General features: G+C 69.0%; 24 protein-coding genes. 16 read left to right on the forward strand and 8 right to left on the reverse strand.

Annotated features, from left to right (window positions below; translation table 11 throughout):
• Positions 1-125 precede the first annotated feature (125 nt).
• The 3 genes from JJL56_RS11620 to JJL56_RS11630 form a co-directional block, all read right to left on the reverse strand.
• Positions 126-860, reverse strand: a complete 735-nt coding sequence (locus tag JJL56_RS11620; protein ID WP_145624512.1) for a proteasome-type protease — start codon at positions 858-860, stop codon at positions 126-128.
• 151 nt (positions 861-1,011) lie between these two features.
• A complete protein-coding gene (locus JJL56_RS11625) occupies positions 1,012-1,179 on the reverse strand; it encodes a hypothetical protein (RefSeq protein WP_170295972.1) in 168 nt (55 codons plus the stop codon).
• 580 nt (positions 1,180-1,759) lie between these two features.
• Positions 1,760-2,476 (reverse strand): GntR family transcriptional regulator, encoded by a 717-nt coding sequence (locus tag JJL56_RS11630; RefSeq protein WP_145624510.1) that lies wholly within the window; start codon positions 2,474-2,476, stop codon positions 1,760-1,762.
• Between the two features lie 242 nt (positions 2,477-2,718).
• On the opposite strand from JJL56_RS11630, the gene JJL56_RS11635 reads away from it, so the two are divergent.
• The 7 genes from JJL56_RS11635 (at position 2,719) to JJL56_RS11665 (ending at position 10,515) form a co-directional block, all read left to right on the forward strand.
• Positions 2,719-3,732: an ABC transporter substrate-binding protein gene (locus JJL56_RS11635; RefSeq protein WP_200485204.1), complete on the forward strand. Its 1,014-nt coding sequence runs from the start codon at positions 2,719-2,721 to the stop codon at positions 3,730-3,732.
• Positions 3,733-3,827: 95 nt separating this feature from the next.
• Positions 3,828-4,634, forward strand: a complete 807-nt coding sequence (locus JJL56_RS11640) for an ABC transporter permease (protein WP_014241809.1) — start codon at positions 3,828-3,830, stop codon at positions 4,632-4,634.
• Between the two features lie 3 nt (positions 4,635-4,637).
• Entirely contained in the window at positions 4,638-5,420 is a 783-nt protein-coding gene (locus tag JJL56_RS11645; RefSeq protein ID WP_145624506.1) for an ABC transporter ATP-binding protein, read from the forward strand.
• Positions 5,417-6,748: an amidohydrolase family protein gene (locus JJL56_RS11650; protein ID WP_200485205.1), complete on the forward strand. Its 1,332-nt coding sequence runs from the start codon at positions 5,417-5,419 to the stop codon at positions 6,746-6,748. The genes JJL56_RS11645 and JJL56_RS11650 overlap by 4 nt, the downstream gene beginning before the upstream one ends.
• A gap of 17 nt (positions 6,749-6,765) precedes the next feature.
• Complete coding sequence (locus JJL56_RS11655; protein WP_200485206.1) at positions 6,766-7,497, forward strand: maleate cis-trans isomerase family protein; 732 nt, start codon at positions 6,766-6,768, stop codon at positions 7,495-7,497.
• 122 nt (positions 7,498-7,619) lie between these two features.
• Positions 7,620-9,056 carry a dihydropyrimidinase gene (hydA, locus tag JJL56_RS11660; protein ID WP_145624500.1) on the forward strand — a complete coding sequence of 479 codons (1,437 nt, stop codon included), beginning with the start codon at positions 7,620-7,622 and terminating at the stop codon, positions 9,054-9,056.
• A 46-nt stretch (positions 9,057-9,102) separates the two neighbouring features.
• Positions 9,103-10,515 carry an amidase family protein gene (locus JJL56_RS11665; protein WP_200485207.1) on the forward strand — a complete coding sequence of 471 codons (1,413 nt, stop codon included), beginning with the start codon at positions 9,103-9,105 and terminating at the stop codon, positions 10,513-10,515.
• 51 nt (positions 10,516-10,566) lie between these two features.
• On the opposite strand, the gene clpB is transcribed toward JJL56_RS11665, so the two are convergent.
• Positions 10,567-13,233 (reverse strand): ATP-dependent chaperone ClpB, encoded by a 2,667-nt coding sequence (gene clpB, locus JJL56_RS11670; protein WP_200485208.1) that lies wholly within the window; start codon positions 13,231-13,233, stop codon positions 10,567-10,569.
• A 280-nt stretch (positions 13,234-13,513) separates the two neighbouring features.
• Here clpB and JJL56_RS11675 point away from each other — a divergent pair, with 280 nt between their 5' ends.
• The 8 genes from JJL56_RS11675 to JJL56_RS11710 all read left to right on the forward strand — a co-directional run bounded on the left by JJL56_RS11675 (position 13,514) and on the right by JJL56_RS11710 (position 20,947).
• Positions 13,514-14,353, forward strand: a complete 840-nt coding sequence (locus JJL56_RS11675; protein WP_145624495.1) for an IclR family transcriptional regulator — start codon at positions 13,514-13,516, stop codon at positions 14,351-14,353.
• Positions 14,317-15,309 carry a 2-dehydro-3-deoxygalactonokinase gene (locus JJL56_RS11680; protein ID WP_200485209.1) on the forward strand — a complete coding sequence of 331 codons (993 nt, stop codon included), beginning with the start codon at positions 14,317-14,319 and terminating at the stop codon, positions 15,307-15,309. The genes JJL56_RS11675 and JJL56_RS11680 overlap by 37 nt, the downstream gene beginning before the upstream one ends.
• A 5-nt stretch (positions 15,310-15,314) precedes the next feature.
• Positions 15,315-15,965 carry a 2-dehydro-3-deoxy-6-phosphogalactonate aldolase gene (locus tag JJL56_RS11685; RefSeq protein ID WP_200485210.1) on the forward strand — a complete coding sequence of 217 codons (651 nt, stop codon included), beginning with the start codon at positions 15,315-15,317 and terminating at the stop codon, positions 15,963-15,965.
• A 103-nt stretch (positions 15,966-16,068) separates the two neighbouring features.
• On the forward strand, positions 16,069-17,034 hold the full coding sequence (locus JJL56_RS11690) for a Bug family tripartite tricarboxylate transporter substrate binding protein (protein WP_145624488.1): 966 nt from the start codon (positions 16,069-16,071) through the stop codon (positions 17,032-17,034).
• An 81-nt stretch (positions 17,035-17,115) separates the two neighbouring features.
• Positions 17,116-17,628 (forward strand): tripartite tricarboxylate transporter TctB family protein, encoded by a 513-nt coding sequence (locus JJL56_RS11695; protein WP_145624486.1) that lies wholly within the window; start codon positions 17,116-17,118, stop codon positions 17,626-17,628.
• A 48-nt stretch (positions 17,629-17,676) separates the two neighbouring features.
• Positions 17,677-19,221: a tripartite tricarboxylate transporter permease gene (locus tag JJL56_RS11700; RefSeq protein ID WP_145624484.1), complete on the forward strand. Its 1,545-nt coding sequence runs from the start codon at positions 17,677-17,679 to the stop codon at positions 19,219-19,221.
• Positions 19,218-20,132 carry an SMP-30/gluconolactonase/LRE family protein gene (locus JJL56_RS11705; RefSeq protein WP_200485211.1) on the forward strand — a complete coding sequence of 305 codons (915 nt, stop codon included), beginning with the start codon at positions 19,218-19,220 and terminating at the stop codon, positions 20,130-20,132. The genes JJL56_RS11700 and JJL56_RS11705 overlap by 4 nt, the downstream gene beginning before the upstream one ends.
• 38 nt (positions 20,133-20,170) lie before the next feature.
• Positions 20,171-20,947, forward strand: coding sequence for an SDR family NAD(P)-dependent oxidoreductase (locus JJL56_RS11710; protein WP_200485212.1), 777 nt, complete (start codon positions 20,171-20,173; stop codon positions 20,945-20,947).
• A 46-nt stretch (positions 20,948-20,993) separates the two neighbouring features.
• Here the strand turns inward: JJL56_RS11710 and JJL56_RS11715 are convergent, their stop codons facing one another.
• On the reverse strand, positions 20,994-21,431 hold the full coding sequence (locus tag JJL56_RS11715) for a hypothetical protein (protein ID WP_145624477.1): 438 nt from the start codon (positions 21,429-21,431) through the stop codon (positions 20,994-20,996).
• Positions 21,428-21,685 (reverse strand): hypothetical protein, encoded by a 258-nt coding sequence (locus JJL56_RS11720; RefSeq protein ID WP_247890532.1) that lies wholly within the window; start codon positions 21,683-21,685, stop codon positions 21,428-21,430. The genes JJL56_RS11715 and JJL56_RS11720 overlap by 4 nt, the downstream gene beginning before the upstream one ends.
• A gap of 423 nt (positions 21,686-22,108) precedes the next feature.
• Here JJL56_RS11720 and JJL56_RS11725 point away from each other — a divergent pair, with 423 nt between their 5' ends.
• Positions 22,109-23,338 carry a sensor histidine kinase gene (locus JJL56_RS11725; RefSeq protein ID WP_200485213.1) on the forward strand — a complete coding sequence of 410 codons (1,230 nt, stop codon included), beginning with the start codon at positions 22,109-22,111 and terminating at the stop codon, positions 23,336-23,338.
• A gap of 40 nt (positions 23,339-23,378) precedes the next feature.
• Here JJL56_RS11725 and JJL56_RS11730 read toward each other — a convergent pair whose 3' ends face one another.
• Positions 23,379-23,786: a response regulator gene (locus JJL56_RS11730; protein WP_145624473.1), complete on the reverse strand. Its 408-nt coding sequence runs from the start codon at positions 23,784-23,786 to the stop codon at positions 23,379-23,381.
• A gap of 43 nt (positions 23,787-23,829) precedes the next feature.
• A complete protein-coding gene (locus JJL56_RS11735; protein ID WP_200485214.1) occupies positions 23,830-26,862 on the reverse strand; it encodes a response regulator in 3,033 nt (1,010 codons plus the stop codon).
• Positions 26,863-26,871 lie beyond the last annotated feature (9 nt).

Here is a 26,871-nt window from a genome sequence, read left to right on the forward strand (position 1 = left end):
GCGAAGCTGGGCAGACTGCCCGCTGAATATGCCTAAAATTTCAGCTGTGCCTTGGCCTTGGCCATGCTGCCCGACAGGTGGGCAGTCGCCCGTGCATCGCAGACCCGATGTCGAGCCCGCTTCGCTCAGTCGCCCCAGCGCGGCGGCGGCAGTGAGCGGAACGCCTCGCGGAGCGCCTGGGACCAACCGTCGCTGATCTCCTTGAAGCAGGGATCGTCCTCGCCGATCCGCCGTTTCGTCTCCAGCTTCAGGGAATCGCGGCGGTAGGCGATCAGGTCGAGCGGCAGCCCGACCGTCAGGTTGGAGCGCAGCGTGCTGTCCATGGAAATCAGCACCAGCTTCATTCCATCCTCAAGCGGGGTTTCGAAATTCAACGCCCGGTCAAGGATCGGCTTGCCGTACTTGTGCTCCCCGATCTGGAAGAAGGCGTTGTCGGTGGTCGCCTCGATGAAATTGCCGGCGGCGTAGACGTGGAACAGCCGCACCCGGTCCCCGCGGATCTGGCCGCCCAGGAGGATGGACAGGTCGAAATCGACCCGCTGCTCCTTCAGCGCGTGGCCGTCCCGCTTCCACACCTGACGGACGGCGGCGCCGACGAGTTGGGCCGCCTGGAACATGCCGTTCACGCTGCTGATGGTCCGGATCTCGCCGTCCAGTTCCACCCCTTCCTGGATCAGCGCGATCACCGACTGGGTCAGCGACAGGTTGCCGGCGGTCATCAGGGCGATCATGCGGTCGCCCGGCTCCTCGAAGACATGCATCTTGCTGAAGATGGAGATGTGGTCCACCCCCGCGTTGGTGCGCGTGTCCGACAGCATCACCAAGCCGTCCTTCAGATACAGGGCGACGCAGTAGGTCATGGTCCGTCCTCTCTCCTCCCAGCGGAAGCCGGACCGCCCACGCAAAAAGGGGCGGCCGGCCGGCCGCCCCAGTGTATGCCGAAAAAACCAGCACGCCGCAAACCCATCCCGGGAGACGGGACATCATGTCCCGCCTCGCCGCGATGCGCGGTCAGCGCTGCTGCCCGCCCTTCTCGTCCCGGTCGCGGTCCATGTCCTGCTGCTGCCGGTTCGCCTGGTCCTGGCCCTGCTGCCGGTTCTTCGGATTGTCCTGGGTCTGCTGCCCCTGCTTCCGCTCGTCCTGGCTGCCCATCTGGTTCGGGTTCCGTTCGTCGGCCATGGTGCTTCCTCCGCGTTGTCGGTTCCGATGCCCCGCGGGCATGACGTGAACCAAGACGGCGATGGTACGCGCGGTGATCGGCCCAGCCCTACGATGGCAGGCGGTCATGTTCCGATTCGCTTGGAACTTTCGGGCTCCAGCGCAAGGTCATAGGCCAAAAAACATACTCCTCCGGACGCCGTGCCCATTGACATCATGCGGGTACGTATGGTCTATCTTTCGTAGCGCTGCGAACAGCGTCAGGCCGGAGTCTAGGGAGGACTCGGTAGTCCGTGAAAGCAGGGGCGCGCCGCACAAAAACAAAGGCGCGCACACAATGCAACACGCTGCATGCCTCAAGCCCTTGCGCCCCCGCAGGGCTTTGACGGCGGCAGCGTGTTTCACTTTCAGGGCTTTGCTGCCCACCGGACATTGCAGGTTTTTCTTGCTGCGATGCACAATGCCATGGCGTGCGTTTGCAAAGAAAAAGGCCGCCAGGATTGCTCCGGCGGCCCGAGTCTAGGGAGGAAACGCCCAAAAAGGCGTCAGTGAAACTAATATATTCCGCACCGCAGCATAATTCAAGCCTTAATCGAACGAATCATCCCGCGTCCATCGGTTCGGCTCCGGCCGCCGTCTTTTCCCCCTGAGCCGCCGCAGGGCGCAGCGCCTGGATGACCGCCACAGCGGTGCGGCGGCTGTGGTCGGCCAGCAGGGCGCCGGCCTCCTCGGCGTCGCGGCGGCGGAACGCCTTCATGAATCCCTCATGCTCGTCCACCGACTCCTGCCAGCGGCCCGTGTCGTAGTTGGCGAGCGAGCGGGCGCGCAGGATCTTGGCGGCGAAGCCGGCGTAGGTCGCCTCCAGCGCCGGGTTGCGGGCCATGGCGACGATCTGGGTGTGGATCTGGCGGTTGGTCAGGAAGTAGGCCGCACGTTCCCCCGCCTCGTGCTGGGTGACCAGCTGGTCGTGCATCCGGTCGAGCTTCGCGAACTCCGCGTCGGAGCCGTTGCGGCAGGCGAGCGTCCCGGCCAGCCGTTCCAGCGCGTCCATCACCTCGAAGATCGCCCCGATCTCGCCGGGGTCCACCGGGGCGACGATGGCGCCGCGGTGCGGGCGAAGCTCCACCAGCCCTTCCGACGACAGGACCCGCAAGGCCTCGCGCAGCGGCGTGCGGGAGATTCCCAACTGCTCGCACAGTTGCACCTCCGGCACGCGGACGCCCGGCGGCAGCTCTCCGTCCAGGATCATCGCCCGCAGTTCCTCCACCGCGGAATGGTGCAGCGTCGCGCGGCGGATCGGCCGGGCCGGTGCCTTCATGGTCTTGATCCTGTCCATCCTGACCCACCACCCCCGAAAGTGCTGCATACTTGGGCATGCATGCCGAAATGATGCGTCCTGCCCAAAATTCAGGCAATCGCGCTGTCGTGCGGCCAGCCTCCGGCATTATGCTCTAAACGGCTGAAAACAGCCAATAAATTGACGATTGTAATATTGTATACAATTTGGCACGGGCCTTGCGAAAGGAAGAGGGACGCAACCGCATCGGGAGCACTCCTTTCATGACGTTCCGGTCCCTCACCCTGACGACCGTCACCGCCGCCTTCCTCGCCCTCTCCGCAGCCGCGACCGTTCAGGCCGCCGACGCTGAGAAGCTGAAGCTGGGCTTCGCCAAATGCGCCCATTGCCTGCCGATGGCGCTGACCCCGGAACTCGCCAAGGGCGTGGAGATCGAGGCGATCAACTTCAACTCCGGCAACGACGTGCTGACCGCGCTGGTGTCGAAGAGCATCGACATGGCCCAGGTCACCTACCTGCACTACATCACGGCGCTCGATAAGGGCTTCGACGTGGTGGCCGTGTCCGGCCAGGTGAACGGCGGGTCGGAGATCGTCGTCGGCAAGGGCATCACCCTGAAGGCCGACGATTGGGACGGTCTGAAAAAGCTGATCGCCGAACGCAAGGAGAAGGGCGAGCCGCTGCGCGTCGCGGCGTCACGCGGCAACGCGCAGGACATCCACATGCGCGGCGCCCTCCAGAAGCACGGCATCAACGTCAACAAGGACGTGCAGTTCATCAACATCCCGAACCCGTCGGACCACGCCGCCGCCCTCCAGCGCGGCGAGGTGGACGTGATCTGCACGGTGGAGCCCTTCGCCTCGCAGATCCGCCAGACCGGCGTCGGCACGCATTTCGCCATGCCCTATGATCAGGCCGCCGGCAACCTGACCAACCTGATCGTCACCCGCTCCGACGTCATCAAGGACCACCCGAAGGCGGTCGAAGCCACCGTCGGCTCGGTCGTCGCCCTGGTCGACAAGCTGAAGTCCGACCAGACCGTGTGGGTGGACGTCATCAACAAATACACCGGCATGGACAAGGCCGTCGCCGCCGAGGCGCTTAAGAACGCCTCTCCGGATTACGCCATCCACAAGGACAGCACGCTGGCCATCGCCACGATGATGCGCGAGCTGAAGTACATCTCCAACGACGTCACCGCGGCCGCGGAGAAGAACCTGGATTACACCTTCCTCGAAGCCGTGACCAAGAAGCCGAAGAGCGAGCTGGGCTTCTAAGAGCACTTTGCCACGCCGCCGCCCAGTTCCCTCTCCCCAGAGGGGAGAGGGCTAGTGGGAAACTTACGAACACGACGGGATAGGAAAACCGGGCCATGACGGCATTGTCGAAATCCTGGGAGCGCGCCGTCGTTCCTCTCTTCATCCTTGCCGCCTGGGAGGTGTTCTCCCGGTCCGGCTTCCTGCCGGCGGCCCTGCTGCCGGCCCCGTCGGTGGTGCTGCACACCTGGGGCGACTGGATCTTCGGCTTCGACGAGACCTCGCAGGGCAACACCGGCCGCTGGGTCGCCGACGCCCTGTCCAGCGCCACGCGCGTCGCCGCCGGCTATGGCATCGCGGTGGTCAGCGGCGTGTTGCTGGGCATCGCCATCGGCTGGTGGCGCTGGGTCGAGCGGACGGTGGAGCCGACCATCCAGATGCTCCGCCCGGTGCCGCCGGTGTCGTGGATTCCGCTGGCGATCATCTGGTTCGGCATCGCCAACAAGCCGGCCATCTTCCTGGTCTTTCTCGGCGCCTTCTTCCCGATCCTGATGAACACCATCCACGGGGTGAAGACCGCCGACCGCAACCTGATCCGCGCCGCCTCGATGATGGGCGCCACGGAACAGCAGCTTCTGCGCCACGTCGTGTTCCCGGCGGCGCTGCCCAGCATCTTCGCCGGCCTGCGCATCGGCATCGGCGCCGCCTGGATGCTGACGGTGACGGCGGAGATGGTCGCGGTGAAGAGCGGCCTCGGCTACGTGCTGTGGGACAGCTACTATTTCCTGCGCTACGACCTCGTGCTCGCGGCCATGGCCAGCATCGGCCTGCTCGGCTACGCGACCGACGCGCTCATCAAAGTCCTGATGTCCGCCGCGCTGCACTGGCAGCACGGCTCCACGCTCCAGAGCCGGGAGGGCTGAGCGATGGCTTCCATCGACCTTCAGAACATCACCAAGATCTTCCGCGACGCCAAGCGCAAGCGCGACCTGCTGGCCATCGACGATGTCAGCCTGTCGGTGGAGCAGAACGAGTTCCTCTGCCTGCTCGGCTCGTCGGGCTGCGGCAAGTCCACGCTGCTGAACATGATCGCCGGCTTCGAGAAGCCGACCGAGGGCACCGTGACGGTGGGCGGCAAGCTGGTGGACGGCCCCGGCGCCGACCGCGGCATGGTCTTCCAGCAGGCCAACCTGATGCCCTGGCTGCCGGTGTGGGAGAACGTCGCCTTCCACCTGCGCCTGAAGGGCTGGCGCAAGGCCGACCGGCGCGACGCCGCCCAGGAATACATCGACATGGTCGGTCTGCGCGGCTTCGAGAACCACTTCCCGGCGGAGCTGTCGGGCGGCATGAGCCAGCGCGTCGGCATCGCCCGCGCCCTGCTGCTCAACCCGCAGGTCATCCTGATGGACGAGCCCTTCGCGGCGCTCGACGCCCAGACCAAGATGGACATGCAGGAGGAGCTGGTCGCCATCTGGCAGAAGCAGCGCTGCACCGTCGTCTTCGTCACCCACAGCGTGGACGAGGCGCTGGTGCTCGGCACCCGCGTCGCCGTGATGACCAGCCGTCCGGGCCGCATCCGTGAGCTGATCGCGCTCGACCTGCCGCGCCCGCGCGACACCACCGGCCCGCGCTTCAACGACCACAAGCGCCACATCCTCAACCTGATCCGCGAGGAGGGCATGCAGCAACGGCAGGCCGCCGTCGCGTGACCGGCCGGCTCGACCTGCTGCTGACCGGCGTCACCGCCCTGACCGGAGAGGCGGTCGGCAGCGTCGTCGAGGACGCCGCCATCGGCATCCGCGACGGGCGCATCGTCCATCTCGCCCCGGAAGCGGAGGGGCTGCCCGCCGCCGCCGAGGTCCGGCATCTGCCGGGGAGGGTGGTGACGCCGGGCTTCGTCAACGCCCACCTGCACGCCGTCCTGGTGATGGTGCGCGGCGTGGCCGCCGATCTCGGCTTCGCCCCCTCCTACACCCCGGGCGTGCCCAAGGGCACCGACGCCACGCCGGAGGAAGCCCGCGCGCTGGCCCGGCTGGGCGCGGTGGAGGCCCTGCTCTCCGGCTCCACGCTGATCTGCGACCATTTCGTCCACGCCGACGCGACGCTCGACGCCATCGCCGACCTCGGCCTGCGCGTCCATGCGAGCTGGCGCGTCCACGACGTGGATTTCGCCCGCGTGGCCCAGGGCGAATGGCGCTTCGACCCGGCCATCGGCAGCGACCTGCTGCTGCGGACGCTGGACCTGCACGACCGCTGGAACGGCGCCAACGACGGGCGCATCCGCGTGCAGATGGCCGCCCATGCGCCGGACACCTGCTCCCCCGCCTTCCTGCGCACCCTCGCCGAGGAGGCCGCGACCCGCTCCATGCGCGTCAACACCCATCTGGCGCAGAGCCGGGTGGAGGTGGAGCGGGTGAAGGCGTCCACCGGCCTGACCCCGGCGGAACTGCTGGACGAATGCGGGCTGATGAACGACCGGCTGCTCGCCACCCACTGCCTCTATGTCGAGAACGCCGACATCGCGCGGCTCGCCCGCGCCGGGGCGCACGCGGTCCATGTGCCGAAATGCAACGCCGCCTCGGGCCGGCTGGCGCCGACGCCGAAGCTGAAGGAGGCGGGCGTCAATCTGGCGCTGTGCACCGACACCCAGCATGGCGACATGGTCGAGGCGATGCGCTGGGCGCTCGCCACCGCGCGCATCCAACAGGGCGGGGTCACCGCTGCGTGGCAGCCCGCCGACGTCTTCCGCATGGCGACGCTGGGCGGCGCGCGGGCGGTCGGCATGGCCGACGAGATCGGCACGCTGGCCGTGGGCAAGAAGGCCGACCTCGTCGTCTTCGACACCCGCCGCCCGCATCTGCGCCCACTGATGAACCCGCTCGGCACGCTCGTCCACACCGCGCAGGGGCGCGACGTGGAAATGGTGCTGGTGGACGGCGAAACGCTGGTCGAGGACGGGCGCCCCGTCCGCGCCGACCTGAACGAGATCTGCACCGAGGCCGACAAGGCCGCCCGCGCGCTCTGGGCGCGCGCCTGACCGAAAGAACCATGGCTATGAGCAACCGCGTCCTTCTGGGCATGCTGACCCCCTCCTCCAACACGGTGCTGGAGCCCGTCACCTCCGCGATGCTGAGCGGCCTGCCGGAGGTGACCGCCCATTTCGGGCGCTTCACGGTGAAGGAGATTTCCTTGCGCGCCGCCGCGCTGGACCAGTTCACCGACGCGCCCTTCCTGGACGCCGCGCGGCTGCTGGCCGATGCCCGGCTGAACGTGATCGGCTGGAACGGCACCTCGGCCGGCTGGCTGGGCTTCGCGGCCGACGAGAAGCTCTGCGCCTCCATCGAAGCGGAGACGGGCATTCCCGCCTGCACCTCCATGCTCGCGCTGAACGAGATCCTGGAGACGACGGGGCGCAAGCGCTTTGCCATCGTCAGCCCCTATCTGGACGAGATCCAGGAGAAGATGGTCGCCAATTACAACGCCGCCGGCTTCGAGGTGGTGGCGGAGCGGCACCTCAACGACCGCGGCAACTTCTCCTTCTCCGAGGTGAGTGAGGAGACCATCGAGCGGATGTGTATGGAGGTCGCGGAGGCGAAGCCGGAAGCCATCGCCATCATCTGCACCAACATGCGCGGCGCCCCGGTGGCCGAGCGCATGGAGAAGGCGTTGGGCATCCCCGTCTATGACACGGTGTCCACGGTGGTGTGGAAGGCGCTGCGCATGACCGGCGTGGACACCCGCCGCGTCGAGGGCTGGGGCAGCCTGTTCCGCGAACTGCATGGCTGAGGGGGGATTGCCCCCACCCTAACCCTCCCCCGCTAACGCAGGGGAGGGGACCAAACTCCCTCTCCCGCCCAGCGGGGGAGGGCCGGGGTGGGGGCAAGTGCGTCACGATGGGAGAAACGACGATGAACTTCGATCTGGTCATCCGCAACGGCACGGTCGCGACCGCGTCGGACGTGTTCAAGGCCGACGTCGGCGTGCGCGGCGGGCGGATCGCCGCGCTGGGCGACGGGCTGGCCGCCGGGCGGGAGGAGATCGACGCCGCCGGCCTGCTCGTCCTGCCGGGCGGGGTGGATGGGCATGTCCATTTCGACCAGCCGACCGGCGACGAGTCGGTCATGGCCGACGATTTCCTGACCGGCACCCGCTCCGCGGCCTTCGGCGGCACCACGACCGTGCTGCCCTTCGCCTGCCAGGAGAAGGGGAAGACGCTGCGCGCCGCGGTGGACGACTATCACCGCCGTGCTGCCGGCAAGCCACTGATCGACTACGCCTTCCACCTCATCGTCACCGACCCCACCGAGCAGGTGCTGGGCCAGGAGCTTCCGGCGCTGATCCGCGAGGGCTACACGTCCTTCAAGATCTACATGACCTACGACGCGCTGAAGCTGAACGACCGCCAGATTCTGGAGGTGCTGGACATCGCCCGGTCCGAGGGCGCCATGGTCATGATGCACGCGGAGAACGCCGACTGCATCGCCTGGCTGACCGAGAAGCTGGAGCGCGCCGGCCAGACCGCCCCTTACTTCCACGGCGTCTCCCGCCCCCGCGTGGCGGAGCGCGAGGCCACCCACCGCGCCATCTCCCTGGCGGAGCTGGTGGACGTGCCCATCCTGATCGTCCACGTCTCCGGCGCCGACGCGGTCGAGCAGATCCGCTGGGCGCAGGGACGCGGCCTGCGCATCTACGCCGAGACCTGCCCGCAGTACCTGTTCCTGACCGCCGACGACCTGGGCGGAGACGGGTTCGAGGGTGCCAAGTGCGTCTGCTCGCCGCCGCCGCGCGACGCCGCGAACCAGAAGGTGATCTGGGACGGGCTGACCGGCGGCGCCTTCCAAATCTTCTCCTCCGACCATGCGCCCTTCCGCTTCGACGGGCCGAGCGGCAAGAAGGTTCATGGCGAGCAGGCGCCCTTCCGTTGCGTCCCCAACGGCATCCCCGGCGTCGAGACGCGGCTGCCGCTGCTGTTCTCCGAGGGCGTGATGAAGGGCCGGATGGAGCTGACCAGGTTCGTCGAGCTGACTGCCGCCAACCCCGCCCGCATGTACGGCCTGCACCCGCGCAAGGGCACCATCGCCGTGGGGGCGGACGCCGACATCGCCCTGTGGGACCCGTCGCGCAAGGTCACCATCACAAACGGCATCCTGCACCACAATGTGGACTACACGCCCTATGAGGGGATCGAGGTCACCGGCTGGCCGGTCGTCACGCTGTCCCGCGGCGACGTGATCTGCCGCGACGGCGCCTTGCTGGCCGAGCCGGGCCGCGGCGAGTTCCTGCCCTGCGGTCTGCCCGCCCCGGCGCGCCCCAAGGGCTCGCCCGCCCCGGTCCTGCCGTTCTAAACCCTGCTGTTCTAAACTCCGCCCGCCGCAACCGGAGACCTTGCCCGTGAGCACACCCGACCTGTTCCGCCTCAGCGCCGCCGAGATGGCGGCGGGCGTGCGCAACCGCCGCTTCCGGGCGCGCGACCTCGTGGCGGCGAGCCTGGAGCGCATCGCGGCGCTGGACGGCCGGCTGAAGTCCTTCATCACCGTCGCTCCCGACGTCGCGCTCGCCGCCGCCGAGGCGGCCGACCGGCGGGTCGAGGCCGGGGGGCCGCTCGGCCCGCTGCATGGCGTGCCGGTGGGCATCAAGGACCTGACGTTGACGGCGGGGCTGCGCACCACCTACGGCTCCACCCTCTACGCCGATCTGATCCCCGACACCGACGACCTCAGCGTCGCCCGGCTGAAGGCGGCCGGCGCCATCGTCGTGGGCAAGACCAACACGCCGGAGTTCGGCTTCGGCGCCATCACCGGCAACGAGCTGTGCGGGCCGACCGCCAACCCCTACGACCTCGACAAGACCAGCGGCGGGTCGAGCGGCGGGAGCGCCGCGGCGGTGGCGGCCGGGCTGGTGCCGCTGGCCCAGGGGACCGACTTCGGCGGTTCGGTGCGCACGCCGGCCAGCTTCTGCGGGGTGGTGGGGCTGCGGCCGACGCCGGGACGCATCCCCAGCCCGGGCCGCGCGCTGGCCTGGGACGGGCTGGCGACGCAGGGCTTCCTCGCCCGCGACGTGGCCGACGCCGCGCTGGCTCTGGCCGCGGTCAGCGGGCCGGACCCGCGCGACCCGACCTCCCTTCCCGTGCCGGAATGGACGGTGCCGGACCTCGATGCGCTCGACCCGATGTCGCTGCGGGTGGCCTGGAGCACGGACCTCGGCTCCGCCCTGATCGACCTTGGGTTGGCCGAGCGGTTCGAGGCGGTGATGCGCGGGCTGGAGGGCCGCTTCGGGGACTTCGTGGAGGCCACGCCCGACTGCCGGGAGGCCGGCGCCGCCTTCGGCACGCTGCGCGCCGCGCACATCTTCCACACCTACGGCCGTACGCTGGAGCAGGACGGCGACCGGCTGAGCCCGTCGGTCGCCTGGAACATCGCGCGGGGCAAGGGGCTGAGCGCCGCCGACTATCTGCGGGCGGAGGCCCAGCGCAGCGCTTTGTACCGCCGCTTCGCCGCCTTCTTCCGCGACCACGACATCCTGATGACGCTGAGCGCCAGCGTGCCGCCCTTCCCCAACGCCCAGGGCGACGTGACGGAAATCAACGGCTTCCGCCTGTCCACCATCATCGACTATCTGGCGATCACCTACACGGTGTCGCTGATCGGCTTCCCCTGCCTGTCGATCCCCTGCGGCTGGACGGCCGACGGACTGCCCATCGGCCTGCAACTGATCGCCCGCCCCTATGAGGAGGACCGGCTACTGCGCTGCGCCCGCTTCCTGGAGCGGGAGTTGGAGTTCCGCCACCGCTGGCCCTCTCCCTAACCCTCCCCTGCGTTCGCGGGGGAGGGCCGGGGAGGGGACCGGCGCTGCCGGTCAGTGGACCGCGGCGCTGCGTCCGCCGCCGCCCGTCAGGGCGAAGCCCAGCGGCGGACGTTCCGGAGCCTTGAAGCCGGTGGCGCGGTCCTCCTCGACGGGAACGCCGTCCAGGGTCAGGCGGCCGTCCCGCGCCGACAGGTGCAGGGTCGAGCGCTCGTCCACCTCGCCGTCCAGCAACCGCTCGGCGATGGGGTCCTCCACCAGATTCTGCACCGCCCGCTTCAGCGGACGGGCGCCGAAGGCCGGGTCCCAGCCGAGGTCGGTGAGCCGGGCGCGGGCCGCGTCGTCGGCGGTCAGGGACAGGCCGCGCTCCGCCAGACGGTCGGCGACGCGGGCAAGCTGGATGTCCACGATGTGGGCCATCTGCTCGCGCCCCAGCCGGCGGAAGATCAGCACGTCGTCCAGCCGGTTCAGGAACTCCGGCCGGAAGGCGCGGCGCACCGCGTCCATCACCTCGACCCGAGCGCCCTCCAGGCTGTCGTCCTCGCCGAGCGCCGTCAGGGCGTCCGCCCCCAGGTTCGACGTCATGATCAGGATCGCGTGGCGGAAGTCCGCCGTGCGGCCCTGCCCATCGGTCAGCCGCCCGTCGTCGAGCGCCTGGAGCAGCACGTTCAGCACGTCCGGGTGGGCCTTCTCCACCTCGTCCAGCAGGACGACCTGATAGGGCCGGCGCCGGATCTTCTCGGCCAGCGTGCCGCCGTCGTCATACCCGACATAGCCCGGAGGCGAGCCGATCATGCGGGCGACGGAGTGCTTCTCCATATACTCCGACATGTCGACGCGGGTGACCGCGGTCTCGTCGTCGAACAGGAAGGCGGCCAGGGCCTTGGCCAGCTCCGTCTTGCCGACGCCGGTCGGGCCGAGGAACAGGAAGGAGCCGGTCGGGCGGTTCGGGTCCTTCAGACCGGCCCGCGCCCGGCGCACCGCCTTTGACACGGCGCGCACCGCCTCCGCCTGACCGACGACGCGCTCGGCCAGCCGGTCCTCCATGCCCTTCAGCCGCTGCCGCTCGCTGTCCAGCATGCGGTCCACCGGGATGCCGGTCCAGCGGGTGACCACGGCGGCGATGTCCTTCGCCGTGACCTCCTCCCGCTCCGCGTTGGCGCGGGATTCGGCCTCGGCCAGACGCTTCTCCAGATCGGGAACGACGCCGTAGGCCAGCTCGCCGGCCTTCGCCCAGTCGCCGTCGCGCTGCGCGTGCTCCAGCTTGGTGCGGGCCTGGTCCAGCTCCTCCTTCAGGCGGCGTCCCTCGGTGCGGCGGGACTGGCCGACGCGCCATTCCTCTTCCATGGCGGTCAGCTTCGCCTCGTCCACCGCCAGTTCGGCCTCCAGCTTGTGCAGCCGTTCCTGGGATGCGACGTCCGGCTCCGCCTTCAGGGCCTCGCGCTCGATCTTCAGCTGGGCGACGCGGCGGCCGACGGCGTCCAGCGCCTCCGGCTTGCTGTCGATGGCCATGCGCAGGCGGCTGGCCGCCTCGTCCACGAGGTCGATGGCCTTGTCGGGCAGGCGGCGGTCCGCGATGTAGCGGGCGGAGAGCTGCACCGCCGCGACCACCGCCGCGTCGGCGATGCGCACGCCGTGGTGCACCTCGTACTTGCCTTTGATGCCGCGCAGGATCGACACGGCGTCCTCGTCGGACGGCTCATCGACGTTCACCGGCTGGAAGCGGCGGGCGAGCGCCGCGTCCTTCTCGATGTATTTGCGGTACTCGTCCGGCGTGGTGGCGCCGACGCAGCGCAGCTCGCCGCGCGCCAGCGCGGGCTTCAGCATGTTGGCGGCGTCCATCGCGCCGTCCGTGCGGCCGGCGCCGATCAGCGAGTGCAACTCGTCGATGAACAGGATGATGCGGCCCGCCGCCTGCTGAACCTCCGACAGGACGGCCTTCAGCCGCTCCTCGAAGTCGCCGCGGAACTTGGCTCCGGCCAGCAGGGCGGTGAGGTCGAGCGCGAGAACGCGCCGGTCCTTCAGCCCCTCCGGCACGTCGCCGGAGGCCAGCCGCTGGGCCAGACCCTCCACCACGGCGGTCTTGCCCACGCCGGGTTCGCCGATCAGGACGGGGTTGTTCTTGGTGCGCCGGGCCAGGACCTGGATGGTCCGCCGGATCTCGTCGTCGCGCCCGATCACCGGGTCGAGACGGCCCTGCCGCGCCTCTTCCGTCAGGTCGCGGGCGTATTTGGCGAGCGCCTCGCCCATCTGGGCATCCTCCTGCCGGTCGGCGGGGCGGTTCCTGCTCAACGACTCGACACCCTCGACCAGCACCGCGGGATCGACACCGGCGCGGTGGAACAGCGCGCGGGTGCTGCCGCCCTGCGCGGCCAGCGATTCGAGAAGCCGTTCGGGAGAGACGAACTTGTCGCCGGCCCCACGCGCCGTTTCGACGGCGTTCTGAAGCACGCCGGCGAGCGCCGGGGACATGAAGATCGGGTGCGGCCCTTCGCCATCCACGCGGGTCTGGCGGTTCAGGGTTTCCTCGGCGGCGGTCTTCAAAAGCTCGGGGTCGCCGCCGGCATCGCGGATCAGCTTGGCGGGTACGCCGTCGGCATCCTCGACCAAAGCCTTCATCAGATGTTCGGGGACGAGCTGTTGGTGGCGTCCGGCGAGAGCCGCCAGTTGCGCGGCCTGGATGACGCCGCGCGCGCGGTCGGTGAACAGACCGAAGTCCATCAGGCACTCCGTTCGTTATGGTTCCCGCCCTTTGCAAAGGCGCGGGAAGACGGCCTGTGTGGCCCGCACCATGCGCGGCCCCGGTCGCCTCAAGGAAACAGATGGGCAGGGGTAACGCCGCGATCAAGACGGCTGCCCAGGCGTCAGGGCAAGGCTGTTCTGCACCGAAAATGTCCCACTATATGGACGATGATTTATTTATTTGACACACTACGTACACCTTCATAAAGTGGTGGAAACTGATATGCCAGATATCGGACAACAACGCGGGAGGGAGGATATGGCCGGCATCGGAGCAAATCCGCTCGATGCACAAGCGTCGCCGGAGAAGCCGCAGGCGTCCGGAACCCAGACGCTGATGCGCGGCCTCGCCCTCCTGGAATGCGTGGCGGCGGGCATCGGTGACGTGAAGGGCATCGCGGCCCGGCTGGGCACGCCGCGCAGCACCACCCACCGCATGCTCAACAGCCTGACCCAGGACGGCTATCTGCACCACGTGCCCTACAAGGGCTATCTGCTGGGGCCGAAGCTGATCGCGCTCGGCATGCGCGCGCTGGAGCAGCGCCCGCTGGTCGCCATCGCCCGCCCGCACATCGAAGAGCTGGCCCGCCAGACCGGCGACACCGTCCATCTCGGCGTCGTCGAGGGGGCGGAGGTCTTCTACCTCGACAAGATTCCGAACACGCGCGGGCTGGAGATGCGGTCGCGCATCGGTTTGCGCATGCCTCTGGCCTCCACGGGGCTGGGCAAGGCGCTTCTCCTCGGCCTGCCGCGCGAGCGCTGGCCGGAGCTGTACGACCAAGCGCTCCGCCTGACCGCGGCGGCGCCGGAACGGCCCCCGCTGGCGCCCTGGCCGGAGTTCGAATCCCGGCTGGCCGCCTATGTGGACCGCGGTTGGTCCTTCGACCTCGAAGAAAACGAAATCGGCATCCGCTGCGTCGGCGCGCCGATCCGTGACGTCCGCAATCAGGTCGTCGCCGCCATCAGCGTGGCGAGCGCCGTGCCCTACATGCCGGACGAACGGATGGCAGAGCTCGGACCCATGGTCCGGGCGGTCGCCGACGCGATTTCAAAGGATTTGGGATGGAAACGGGACGAACGGGCGTCGGGGCATCGCTGATCGCCCTCGACTGGGGAACGTCGAGCCTGCGCGGCTTCCTGATGGACCGCGACGGGCGGGTGCTGGACCAGCGCGCCAACGCGCACGGCATCCAGAACCTGCCGATGCCGGGCATCACCGGTTTCGAGCAGGCCTTCACCGACCTGTGCGGCGATTGGCTGGCAGCATATCCGGGCTTGCCGGTCGTGGCCGGCGGCATGGTCGGCAGCGCCCAGGGCTGGCGCGAGGCCCCCTATGTCCGCTGCCCCGCCGACACGACCACCCTGGCCTCGCAGGCCATCCCGGTGGAAAGCGCATCGGGGTCCCGCATCCTGATCGCGCCGGGTGTCCTCTACGACCCGCCGAGCGGCCCGCCGGACATCCTGCGCGGCGAGGAGATCCAGATCGCCGGCGTGCTGGCCGACCGTTCCGACTGGGGCCGCGACGCCTGCATGGTCCTGCCGGGCACCCATTCCAAATGGGTGGAGATCATCGGCGGGCGCATGATCCGCTTCTCCACCTACATGACCGGCGAGACCTTCGCCGTGCTGTGCAAGCATTCGATCCTCGGCCGGCTGATGCCGGCGGACGCCGCCCCGACGGAGGCCGAGTCCGACGCCGCCTTCGCCGAGGGCGTGCGGGCGGCGCAGGCCAGCGGGCCGGGCGACTTCACGCACCAGATCTTCGCCGCGCGCACGCTCGGCATCACCCGCCGCATGCCAGCGGAGCTTCTGAAGGATTACCTGTCCGGCCTGCTGATCGGGCACGAGCTGGTCTCCGGCCTCGGCCACATGCGCAACGAGCTGCACGAGGGCCGTCCGCTTCTGCTGATCGGCGAGGGCGCGCTCTGCCGCCGCTATGTGCGCGGCCTGGAGCTGCTGGGCGTCGAGCCCACCGACCGGCTTGAGAACACCGCCCCGCGTGGGCTCTTCCAGTTTGCCGTTGCCGCCGGCCTGATCGCGCCGGCGGGGGAGTGACGACCATGTCCGATGAATCCCTGAAGGCCCGCTTCGACGCCGCCTTTTCCGCCCTGCCGCTGGTCGCCATCCTGCGCGGGCTGACCCCCGCGGAGGCGGAAGGCGTCGCGCAGACGCTCTATGACAGCGGCTTCCGCATGATCGAGGTGCCGCTGAACTCGCCCGATCCGTTCGACAGCATCGCCGCCGTCCGCCGGCTGCTGCCGCGCGACGCGCTGGTCGGCGCCGGCACGGTCCTGGCGGTGGAGCAGGTGGCCCGGCTGAAGGAGATCGGGGCCGATCTGGTCGTCATGCCGCACGCCGACACGGCGGTGATCCGCGCCGCCAAGGCCGCGGGGTTGGTCAGCCTGCCCGGAATCGCCACGCCGACGGAAGCTTTCGCAGCGCTGTCAGCCGGGGCCGACGCCCTGAAGATCTTCCCGGCGGAGCTGGTCGGCCCGCGCATCATCAAGGCGATGCGCGCGATCCTGCCCGCCGGCACCCGCCTGCTGCCCGTGGGCGGCATCGCCCCGGACACCATGGCGCCGTTCCTGGAGGCCGGCGTGGCCGGCTTCGGGCTCGGATCGGCGCTCTACGCGCCGGGCCTGTCCGCCGCCGAGGTCGGCGTCCGGGCGGACGCCTTCGTCGCCGCGTGGCGGCGCCTGAACCCGCGCTGACAGAACCCACGGCAACAGCGCATCACGCCGCGGCCGGTCGCAGAACGCGCCGCGGTCTTCCTCCCCCCTCACCATCACAAGCAATTTTCCAGGGAGAACGTTCATGAAGGGCTATCGTTTCGTCACCGGCGCCGTCGTCGGCGCGCTGACCTCCGCCACCATGATGGTCGCCGTGCAGGCCGCCGAGTACCCGACCAAGGCGATCGAGCTGATCGTTCCGTACGCCGCCGGCGGCGGCACCGATCTCGTGGCCCGCGCCTATGCGGACGCCGTGAACCGCCACCTGCCGCAGTCGGTCGGCGTGGTGAACAAGACCGGCGGCGGCGGCGCCGTCGGCCTGTCGGAGATCATGGCCGCCCGTCCGGACGGCTACCGCATCGGCATGGGCACCGTGGAGATCACCACCCTGCCGAACCTCGGCGTCGCCCGCTTCACGGCCGATGATTTCACGCCGATCGCCCGCCTGAACGCGGAGCCGAGCGCCATCACGGTCAACGCCGGCGCGCCGTGGAAGACCATCGAGGAGTTCCTGGCCTACGCCAAGGAGAATCCGGGCAAGGTCCGCATCGGCAACTCCGGCACCGGCGCCATCTGGCACCTCGCCGCCGAGGCCCTGGCGACCAAGTCCGGCCTGAAGTTCAGCCACATCCCCTATGACGGCGCCAACCCGGCGGTCACGGCACTTCTCGGCAACCACATCGAGGCTGTCAGCGTCAGCCCGGCCGAGGTGTCCAGCCACGTCGCCGCCGGCACGCTGCGCATCCTGGCCGTGATGGACGACCAGCGCTCCAAGGCGTTCCCGGACGCCCCGACGCTGAAGGAGAAGGGCATCGACGTGACGGTCGCCACCTGGCGCGGCATCGTCGTTCCGAAGAAGACCCCGGCGAACATCGTCGAGACGCTGCGCACGGCCTCCAAGAAGGCGGTCGAGGAGCAGGGCTTCCGCGATCAGCTGGCCAAGATGAACCTCAGCTACGCCTATCTCGACGGCCCGGAGTACAAGGTGGCCATGGAGAAGGATGCCGAGATGTTCAAGGTGCTGATGAAGCAGATCGGCCTGTCCAAGTAAGGCTTGCCGTTCACGCAAGCCGCATCCCCGGCGTGTCCCCGGCGGCCTTCGGGCCGCCGGGCGTCCGAAGGAGATTCATTTATGAGCAACGCTCCCGCTCCGGGCGGCAAGGTCGGCCTGCGTCCGCAGGACCGCCTTGCCACGCTGGTCATCGCCGCCCTGGTCATGGCCGTCGCGGTCGCCGCCATCATCGTCGCGGGTGATTTCCCGCCGACCATGCTGGAAACCGACGTCGGCCCCGCCCGTTTCCCGATCATCTTCGCCGTGGCCCTGCTGGTGCTGTGCGCGATCCTGGTCTTCAACACGCTGCGGGCGCCCGCCGCTCCCCCGGACGATCCGGCGCAGGTCGGGCCGAAGATCAGCTACGGCACCGTGGCCATCGGCATCGTCGCGACCGCCGTCTGCCTGTACGCCATGGAGTTCGTCGGCTACGCCATCGCGACTCCGATCTACCTGTTCGGCCTGATGTGGCTGATGGGACGGCGCAACCTGATCGCGAACGCCGCCATCGCCGCCGTGCTGACCGCACTCATCTACGCCGCCTTTGCCTACGCGCTCAGCGTGCCGCTGCCGGTCGGGAGCCTTTTCGAATGACCCGAACCGATCCGACCGGCCGCAACGCTCCGCTGACGGAGGGGTGAGATGTACGAACTCGACATGCTTCTTCACGGCGCGCAGGCGCTGCTCAACCAGCCCATGGCGCTGCTGCTCGCCCTGTTCGGCGTGACGCTGGGCATCATCATCGGCGCGCTGCCGGGCCTGACGGCGACGATGGGCGTGGCCATTCTGCTGCCCTTCACCTTCGGCATGGACCCGCTGTCGGGTCTGCTGATGATTTCCGGCGTCTTCTTCGGCGGCATCTACGGCGGGTCGGTCACGGCCATCCTGCTGAAGATCCCCGGCACTCCCGCCGCCGCCGCCACCGCCATCGACGGCTACGAGCTGACCAAGAAGGGGCAGGCCGGCATCGCGCTCGGCACCGCCACCTTCTCGTCCTTCCTGGGCGGCACGGCCAGCGTCTTCGTGCTGATCTTCCTGGCCCCGGTGCTGGCCCGCTTCGCCCTGGAGTTCAGCGCGTCGGAGTCCTTCGCGCTCGCTGTCTTCGGCCTGTCGATCATCGCCAGCATCTCCGGCGTGTCGGTCATCAAGGGCCTGATCTCCGGCTTCCTCGGCCTGCTGCTGGCGACCGTCGGGCTCGACCCGATGGGCGGCTTCCCGCGCTACACCGGCGGCTACACCGAGCTGTTCAACGTGCCCTTCATCCCGGTGATGATCGGCCTGTTCGCCGCCGCCGAAGCCTTCAAGTCGCTGGAGGACCCGCAGGTCCGCGCCGGCATGGCCGCGGCGCTGGACCGCATCATTCCGCCCTGGCACATCTTCCGCCGCCAGTTGGGCAACATCGCGCGCTCCTCGGGCCTCGGCATCGTCATCGGCATGATCCCCGGCGCCGGCGCCGACATCGCCGCCTTTGTCGCCTACAACGAGGCCAAGCGCTTCAGCAAGACGCCGGAGAACTACGGCAAGGGCGAACTGGGCGCCGTCGCCGCCTGCGAATCCGGCGCCAACGGCTGCACGGGCGGCGCGCTGCTGACCATGCTGACGCTGGGCATCCCCGGCGACGCGGTGACCGCGGTGATGCTGGGCGCGCTGACGCTCCAGGGGCTCCAGCCCGGCCCGCTGCTGTTCAAGGACCACGCCGATCTGGTCTTCACGCTGTTCGCCGGCATGCTGGTCTGCTACGTCTTCATGCTGGTGGTCGGCCTCGGCTCGCTGCGCTTCATGGGGCGCATCCTGCAGATGCCGAAGTCGGTTCTGACGCCGTGCATCCTGGCGCTGTGCATCGTCGGCACCTACGCCATCAACAACAGCATGTTCGACATCTGGATCATGCTGGCCGCCGGCGTCGTCGGCTACTTCATGCAGAAGTGGGACTTCCCGGCCTCGCCCGTCGTGCTCGCCCTCATCATGGGGCCGATGGCGGAGGCGAACTTCCGCCGCGCGCTGTCGCTGTCCAACGGCAGCTACGACTTCCTCTACACCCGCCCGATCACCGCGGCCCTTCTGAGCATCGCGATCGTGACGCTGTTGCTGCCGCTGCTGCGGCGCCTGTGGGCACAACGGTCGGCGGGCGGTCCGTCGACGATCAACCCGGCCGCCGGAACCAGCCGCATGGGGACGCCGGAATGACGACCGTAACCGAAATCGGCCTGGAGGCCGTCTTCGATCCCGAGCTGCGCAACGGCACCGGCGAGAACCCGGTCTGGGACGCCGAGCGGGGCTCGTGGACCTGGATCGACATCCCGGCGCGGACCATCCATCGGCTCGACCCCTCCAGCGGCGCCCACCGCCGCTGGACCCTGCCGGAGATGATCGGCAGCCTCGTCCTGCGTCCGGACGGCGGCGCGGTCTGCGCCTGCGAAACCGGTGTCTTCGATGTGGATCTGCCGGGAGAGGGCGGAGAGGCGGTGGTCACCACCCTCGCCACCCACCGCTTCCCCAAGGAGGGCATGCGCTTCAACGACGGGCGCTGCGACCGGCAGGGGCGGTTCTGGCTGTCCAGCATGGTCATGGACATCGGCAAGGGCGACTCCTCCGGCCTGTGGCACCGCTTCACGCGGGCCGACGGGCTGACCGAAACGGGGACCGGCGGCTACATCATCCCCAACGGCTCGGCCTTCAGCCCGGACGGGCGCACGCTCTATGCGTCCGACAGCCACCGCGACGTGCGGATGGTCTGGGCCTGGGATTATGACACGGACACCGGCACCGCCGGCAACCGCCGCCCCTTCGTCGATATGCGGTCGATGGTCGGGCGTCCCGACGGCGCCGCGGTGGACGTCGACGGCTGCTATTGGATCTGCTGCCTGGACGAGGGCTGCATCAAGCGCTTCACCCCGAACGGTGACCTCGACCGCCGCATCGAGGTGCCGATGCGCAAGCCGACCATGTGCGCCTTCGGCGGGCCGGACCTGCGGACGATGCTGGTCACCTCGCTCTGCCGCGGGCCGGCGGACCTCGCCGAGGACCCGCATGGCGGGCGCGTCCTGATGTTCGACCCCGGCGCCCAGGGCCTGCCGGAACCCCGCCTGGCCGATTGAGCCGGGCCGAAACGACACCAAGACACGAGAGGCAAGGAATGTTTGACGATCTGAAGGGCAAGCGCGTTCTCATCACCGGCTCCACGCAGGGCATCGGCCTGGCGGCGGTGGAGGCGTTCGCCCGCGCCGGCGCCAAGGTCGCCATGAACGGCCGCCGCATCCCGGCGGACCTGGAGGCCACGCTGGCCCGTCTGAACGGGCTGGGCGGCGAGGTCGTCTTCCTCCAGGCGGACGTGTCGGACAGCGCGGCGTGCGGCACGCTCGTCGAGGCCTTCGTGGAGCGCTTCGGCGGCATCGACGTGCTCATCAACAACGCGGGCGGTCTGGTCGCGCGCAAGCCGCTGCCGGAGATCGACGACGAATTCTTCGACGCGGTGACCGACCTGAACTCCCGCTCCGCCCTGATGGTGACCAAGCACGCCCTGCCGCACCTGAAGGCCGCGGCGGCTCAGAACGGCACCACCTCTTCGGTGATCTCGGTCGGTTCGGTCGCCGGCTACACCGGCGGCGGTCCGGGTGCCGGCCTGTACGGCGCGGCCAAGGCGTGGCTGCACAACATCCAGAAGAACTGGGTGGCCTTCCACACCAAGGACGGCATCCGCTTCAACATGGTGTCGCCGGGCACCTTCGACACGGCCTTCCACGCCGACAAGGACGAGGACACCAAGGCCCGCATCGGCTCCGGCTTCCCGATGGGCCGCTTCGGCCGTCCGGAGGAATGCGCCCCGACCTTCCTGTTCTTCGCGTCGCACGCTTGCAGCGGCTACATCACCGGGCAGGTTCTCGACGTCAACGGCGGCCAGTACATGCCGTAACGGGCACATGCCGTAACGATTGGTGGTTCCGTTCGCGTCCGTCCGGTCAGAGCGGGCGCGGCGGGATCGCGGCGGTGAAAGCCGCCGTCTTGGCGGCGATGGCCGGCAGGGTGGGGAAGGGCACGCCGTCCTCGCACCGCAGCTGCCGGGCCACAGCGTGCAGAGTGCCGTGATGGCGGCGGCAGAGGATGCCGTCGGCGTCGCGGTCGTACAGCCGGACGAACTGGACGGGGGCCGCCCCGTCCTCCGCATGGACCTCCACCTCCACCAGATGGGTGCAGAAGGAGCAGGCGGTCAGCGGGTCCGTCGAATCGAAGGCCACGCCGGCCTCCAGGCAGCGCCGGGCGAAGGCCTCCAGAAGCACCGACGCGCTGTCCACCGTCTCCAGCCCGCGCAGGGCGCGCACGACGTCGCGCATATGGCCGACATCCGGCAGGATCAGCCCGGCGGCGGAGTGGCGGTCGTGGATCACCAGCTTCATCATGATGCGCACGCCGTCTCGAACCGGGTGTCCCGGTGGTTGGCCGTCCGGTGGTTTGTCGGGCCGCTCGCGGCGTAGCCGGGCCGGCTCGACCACACCCGCTGGCGGATGCGGATCTGCGTCCGGCAGTCGGCCGAGCAGTAGAGCGGGGCGGGGCCGCGCCCGGAGGGGCGGGTGAACGGCCGCCCGCAGCAGGCGCAATGCAGCTTGGGCGTGGGAAGGGATTGGGGCATACGGGCGTGTGTCTGCATCGGCATGGCTGGATTCACGAGGCGTTTCCAAAGTTGGACGGACTATACGGGTGGTCTGTGACAGTTTGACGGGTGGGGGCGGACTACCACTTTTTCGCGCCCCGGCCGTGGCTCGCGGACACGGAAACGCCTTTGAGCTTCGACCGGTTCCCCTGGGGTGACATGACGTTTGGCATTTTCGGGGCGTTTGGTATTTTCTGGCGATGCGTAAAATGCAGTTGTTTTTCTGACAGAAAATGAGTCGAAAAGAGTTTTGTTGGAGCGAATGCCGCCGATAAATTGTCTTTGACGATAAAAAATCGCGTTGTAATGTCCCTTTGGGCGGACAAGGGTGTTTCTGCAGACCGGTGACGCGCTGGTTGTGGCCGGCGCCCCTGATCGGGGGCAGTGCCGGATCGTCCCTTTCCGCCGCAAGAGGAAGGGGCGGAAATGGGAGCACCGACGAAGGCGACGATTCTCATTGTGGATGACACCGCCGACAACCTGTCGCTGCTGAGCAGCCACCTGAAATCCATCTACGCGGTCAAGACCGTGAACAACGGCGATGCCGCGCTTCGCATCGCTTTTTCCGACCAGCCGCCGGATCTGATCCTGCTCGACGTCATGATGCCGAGCATGGACGGATACGAGGTGTGCCGCCGCCTGAAGGCCGATCCGCGGACCCGCGACGTTCCGGTGATCTTCCTCACCGCCCGCACCTCCGTCGAGGACGAGAAGTTCGGGCTGGACCTGGGCGCCGTCGATTACATCAGCAAGCCGATCAGCCCCCCCATCGTCCTGGCGCGGGTGAAGAACCACCTGTCGTTGAAGGCCACCGCCGATTCGTTGCGGGCCACCGTCGAGGAGGTGCGCGCCGCCCACAGCCGGCTGGAGGAGACGCAGCAGCACCTGATCCAGACGGAGAAGATGGCGGCGCTGGGGCTTCTGGTGTCCGGCGTCGCGCACGAGATCAACACGCCGATCGGCGTGGCTCTGACTGCGGTGTCCCATCTCTCCGGGCTGGTCGACTCGCTGGCCTCGCAATTCCAGAGCGGGGCGATCCGCAAGTCCGACCTTGCCCGCTTCCTGGAGAACGCGCGGGAAGGAACGTTGCTGGTCACCACCAACATCGTGCGCACCGCGAACCTGATCCAGAGCTTCAAGCAGGTGGTGGTGGACCGCGCCGGATCGGAGCGGCGGGTGTTCGACCTCAAGGACTATCTGTCCGACGCGCTGTTCGGGCTGGACCCGCATCTGCGCGAGGCCGGGCACAGCCTTACCGTGTCCTGCCCCGCCGGCCTGACCATCGACAGCCATCCCGGCCCGCTGTCGGAGGTGCTGTCCATCCTGATCCGCAACGCCGTGGCCCACGCCTTCCGGCCGGGGCAGAGCGGGCGCGTGACCCTGTCGGTCATGCCGCGGGAGGAGGATTGGGTGGAACTTCGCCTGTCCGACGATGGCAAGGGGATCGATCCGGAGCATCTGCCCAAGCTCTTCGATCCCTTCTTCACCACCCGCCGGGGCATCGAGTTTCCCGGGCTGGGGCTCTACATCGCCTACAACCTCGTCCATCAGGTTCTTCAGGGGACCATCGAGGTGGAAAGCCTGTCCGGTGGCGGCGCCAGCTTCGTCGTCCGCATGCCGCGGCGCGTCTCCGCCCTGGTCGAAGCGTCGGCGTGAGGCCGGCTCGCCAGGGCGCGGCTCGCGCGGATGAGCGCGATCAGGACGCCGGAATGAGCGCGGCAACCCGCTGCAGCACCGCCGGAGGATCGACCGGCTTGGCGATGTAATCCACCGCCCCCATGGCGAGGCCACGCTCCCGGTCGGCCTCGTCGGCCCGGCCGGTCAGGAAGATCACCGGGATGTTCCGGGTCCCCGGCGCCTCCTTCAGGGTGGCGCAGACCTCATAGCCATCCATCTCCGGCATCACCACGTCCAGCAGGATCAGGTCGGGCGCCGGGATCGCCGCGGCGATCTCCAACGCCTTGCGCCCATTGTTGGCGACCTTCACCTTGTAGCTTTCCTTCAGCAGACCGCTCAGCAGCTTCAGGTTGTCCGGCGTGTCGTCCACGATGAGGATCGTGGGCTTCGGCGCAGCGGGAGCCGGTGCGGGCGATGCGATGTCCATGGAATCAGTCCGATTTGGGGGAGGCGGCAGGGCCGGCGTCGGTTCAGGCTTGGGCGGTCATGCCGCGGTCGGTCAGGGCCGCGTCCAGGGCGGAGGCGGCCTCGTCGAAGTCGAAATTTCGGATCTGGCCGGCGATGGCCTCGAACCGGTCGGGGAAGGCGGCGCGCAGAAGGTCGGCGTTCGCGGCCAGCGCCTCCTCGGCGTCGGGGTCGCTGTCGAGCAGAAGCTGGCGAAGTTGGCCGCACACGGCGAGAAGCGCGTCGGCATCCACCGCGGCGGGCCGGTCGGTGGACGCAGCGGCGGCGCCCGTCGGGGGCAACGCCGCCTCGAGATGGGCGAGCAGGGCGCCCAGTGGCGGTTCCAACGCGGCCAGCCGCGCGTCGATCTCCGCGCGTGGCCGGGCGTCGCGGATGACGGTCTCCAGATCGGTGGCGGCGTCCTGGACGGGATGGGCGCCGATGTTGCCGGCGGTTCCCTTCAGCGTGTGGGCGTGTCGCTCCGCCGTGGCGAGGTCGCCCTCGTCCAGCGCCTCGCGGATGGCGGTCGCCACACCGCGCTGTCCGGCGGCGAACTTGCGCAGCAGGTCGAGGTAGAGACGCTTCTTGCCCAGCACCCGCGACAGTCCGGTGGCGGTGTCCAACCCTGGAACACCGGCCGGCAGGTCGCCCACATCCTCCACGACCGGAGCCGGGCGGGATGCGGTGGCCTCGGCGCCCAGTCCCGGGCGGGCCGCGATCCAGGTCAGCAGGGTGGCCCACAGCGCATCCGGGTCGATGGGCTTGGCCAGATAGTCGTTCATGCCGGCGTCCAGGCAACGCTCGCGGTCGGACTGCATGGCGTTGGCGGTCATCGCGACGATGGGCAGGTCGGCGAATCCCAGACGGCGGATTTCCAGGGTCGCGGCGACGCCGTCCATGACGGGCATCTGCATGTCCATCAGCACGAGGTCGTAGTGGGCCGCCTGCACCATGTCCACGGCGATGGCGCCGTTCTCCGCGACCTCCACCACCAGCCCGGCGTCGCCCAGCAGTTCGCAGGCCACCTGCTGGTTCAGGTCGTTGTCCTCGGCCAGCAGGATGCGGGCGCCGTGCAGGCGCGACAGGTCGGCGGCGACGGTCGCCGGAAGGGCGTCCGTGATTTCCTCGTCGGCGCCCAGGACCCGCATGATCCCGTCGAACAGCGCCGACGGGTTGACAGGCTTGAACAGCACCTCCTCGATCGCCGTGCTTTCGGCGCCCTTCAGCACCTCCTCCCGCCCATAGGAAGTGACCATGATGTGGTGGGGGGCCTGGGGCAACTCCAGCGCGGCGAGGCCGGCGGAGGTTTCCAACCCGTCCATGCCCGGCATCTGCCAGTCGAGCAGCACGACGCGGAACGGCCGGCCCTCGCGCGCCGCGAACCGCGCCGCCTGGATGGCCGCGGGGCCGGAATCCACGGCTTCGGCGGTGAAGGACATGGCCGAGAGCATGTCGGTCAGCACGACGCGGGCGTTCTCGTTGTCGTCCACCACCAGGCAGCGCAGGCCGCGCAGGTCGGGCCGCGGCAGCAGCACGCGGCGCGGCTTGTCGCGGCCCAGCCGGGCGGTGAACCAGAAGCAGGAACCGCGGCCCGGCGCGCTGTCCACCCCGACCGAGCCGCCCATCAGTTCCGCCAGCCGCTTGGAAATCGCCAGACCCAGGCCGGTTCCGCCATACTTGCGGGTGGTCGAGGCGTCGGCCTGCTGGAAGCTTCGGAAAAGCTGATTCTTCTGCTCGTCGCTCAGGCCGATTCCGGTGTCGCGCACCTCGAAGCGGACCAGAAGATCGCTTCCGGCTTCCTCCTCCAGCCGGACGATGATGGCGATCTCGCCGCGCTCGGTGAACTTGACCGCGTTGTTGGCGTAGTTCACCAGGATCTGCCCGATGCGCAGCGGATCGCCGATCAGGTCGCTCGGCACGTTCTGGGCGACGTCGAAGATCAGCTCCAGCCCCTTGGCCGCGGCCTTCTCCGCGATCAGGTCGGCGAGCGTGCCCAGCACCTTGTCGAGGTGGAAGCCGGTGCGCTCGACGCTCAGCTTCCCGGCCTCGATCTTGGAGAAATCCAGAATGTCGTTGATGATGCCCAGAAGATGCTGACCGGACTGGCTGATCTTGAGGACGTAGTCGCGCTGGCGCGGCGTCAGGTCGGTCTTCAGCGCCAGATGCGACAGGCCGATCACCGCGTTCATCGGGGTGCGGATCTCATGGCTCATGTTGGCGAGGAAGCTGGCCTTCGCCTGGGACGCCGCCTCCGCCCGGTCGCGGGTCAGGCGCAGTTCCTCGGTCTGGGTGCCCAGCCGGACGACGGCGTTCAGGATGCTGTCCAACTCCTGCGTGCGGGCACGGGGAAGCCGGATGTCGCGTTCGCCCTCGCCAATGCGGCGCAGACCGTCGGCGGCGAACAGCAGGGGCCGCACCACATGGCGGCGGATCAGCAGCCCCGCGGCGATGAAGATCGCCAGCACCGCGACGAAGGCGAACTGGATCACTTGCGACACCAGACGGGTGCGCTCCTGGATCTGGCCCAGGCGTCCCGCCGTCAGTTCGGTCACGTCCACCAGCAGCCGGTCGCCGACCGTGTTCAGCTCCACCAGCGTCTGCGTCCATTTTTCGGCGAGGCGATCCTCCTCGGCGTTCGGAGGCGCGTCGCCGGCCGCCGTGCCCTCCGCTCGCCGGGCTTTCGCCGACGAGATCTGCCGGATGACCGAGTAGGCGTCCGTCACCTGCCGCTTCAGGGAGGGATCGAACTGGAAGGTCGGGTGGAAGGCCAGCGCCTGGGCGGCCAGCAAGGACTCGCGGCGGCGGCGGGGATCGTCCGTGAAGAGGACGATCGCCCCCGACTGCTTCAGCCGCTCCAGATTCACGACGGCGCGCTGGCGTTCCAGGATCAGCGGCACCATGCGGTCCTGGCTGTCGGCGGCCAGCCGTTCCATCTTGCCCTGCTCCCCGACGATTCCAAGGAAGAGCAGGCCGATCAGCGCGAGCAGGATCGCGCCGCAGGTGAGAATCGCCGGCTGCAGCCGTACGCGGGGATGCCTGCGGTCGCGGGCGGACGCCATGGCCGGTTC

This window comes from Azospirillum aestuarii, from assembly GCF_016632405.1.
Taxonomy (GTDB): Bacteria; Pseudomonadota; Alphaproteobacteria; order Azospirillales; family Azospirillaceae; genus Azospirillum; species Azospirillum aestuarii.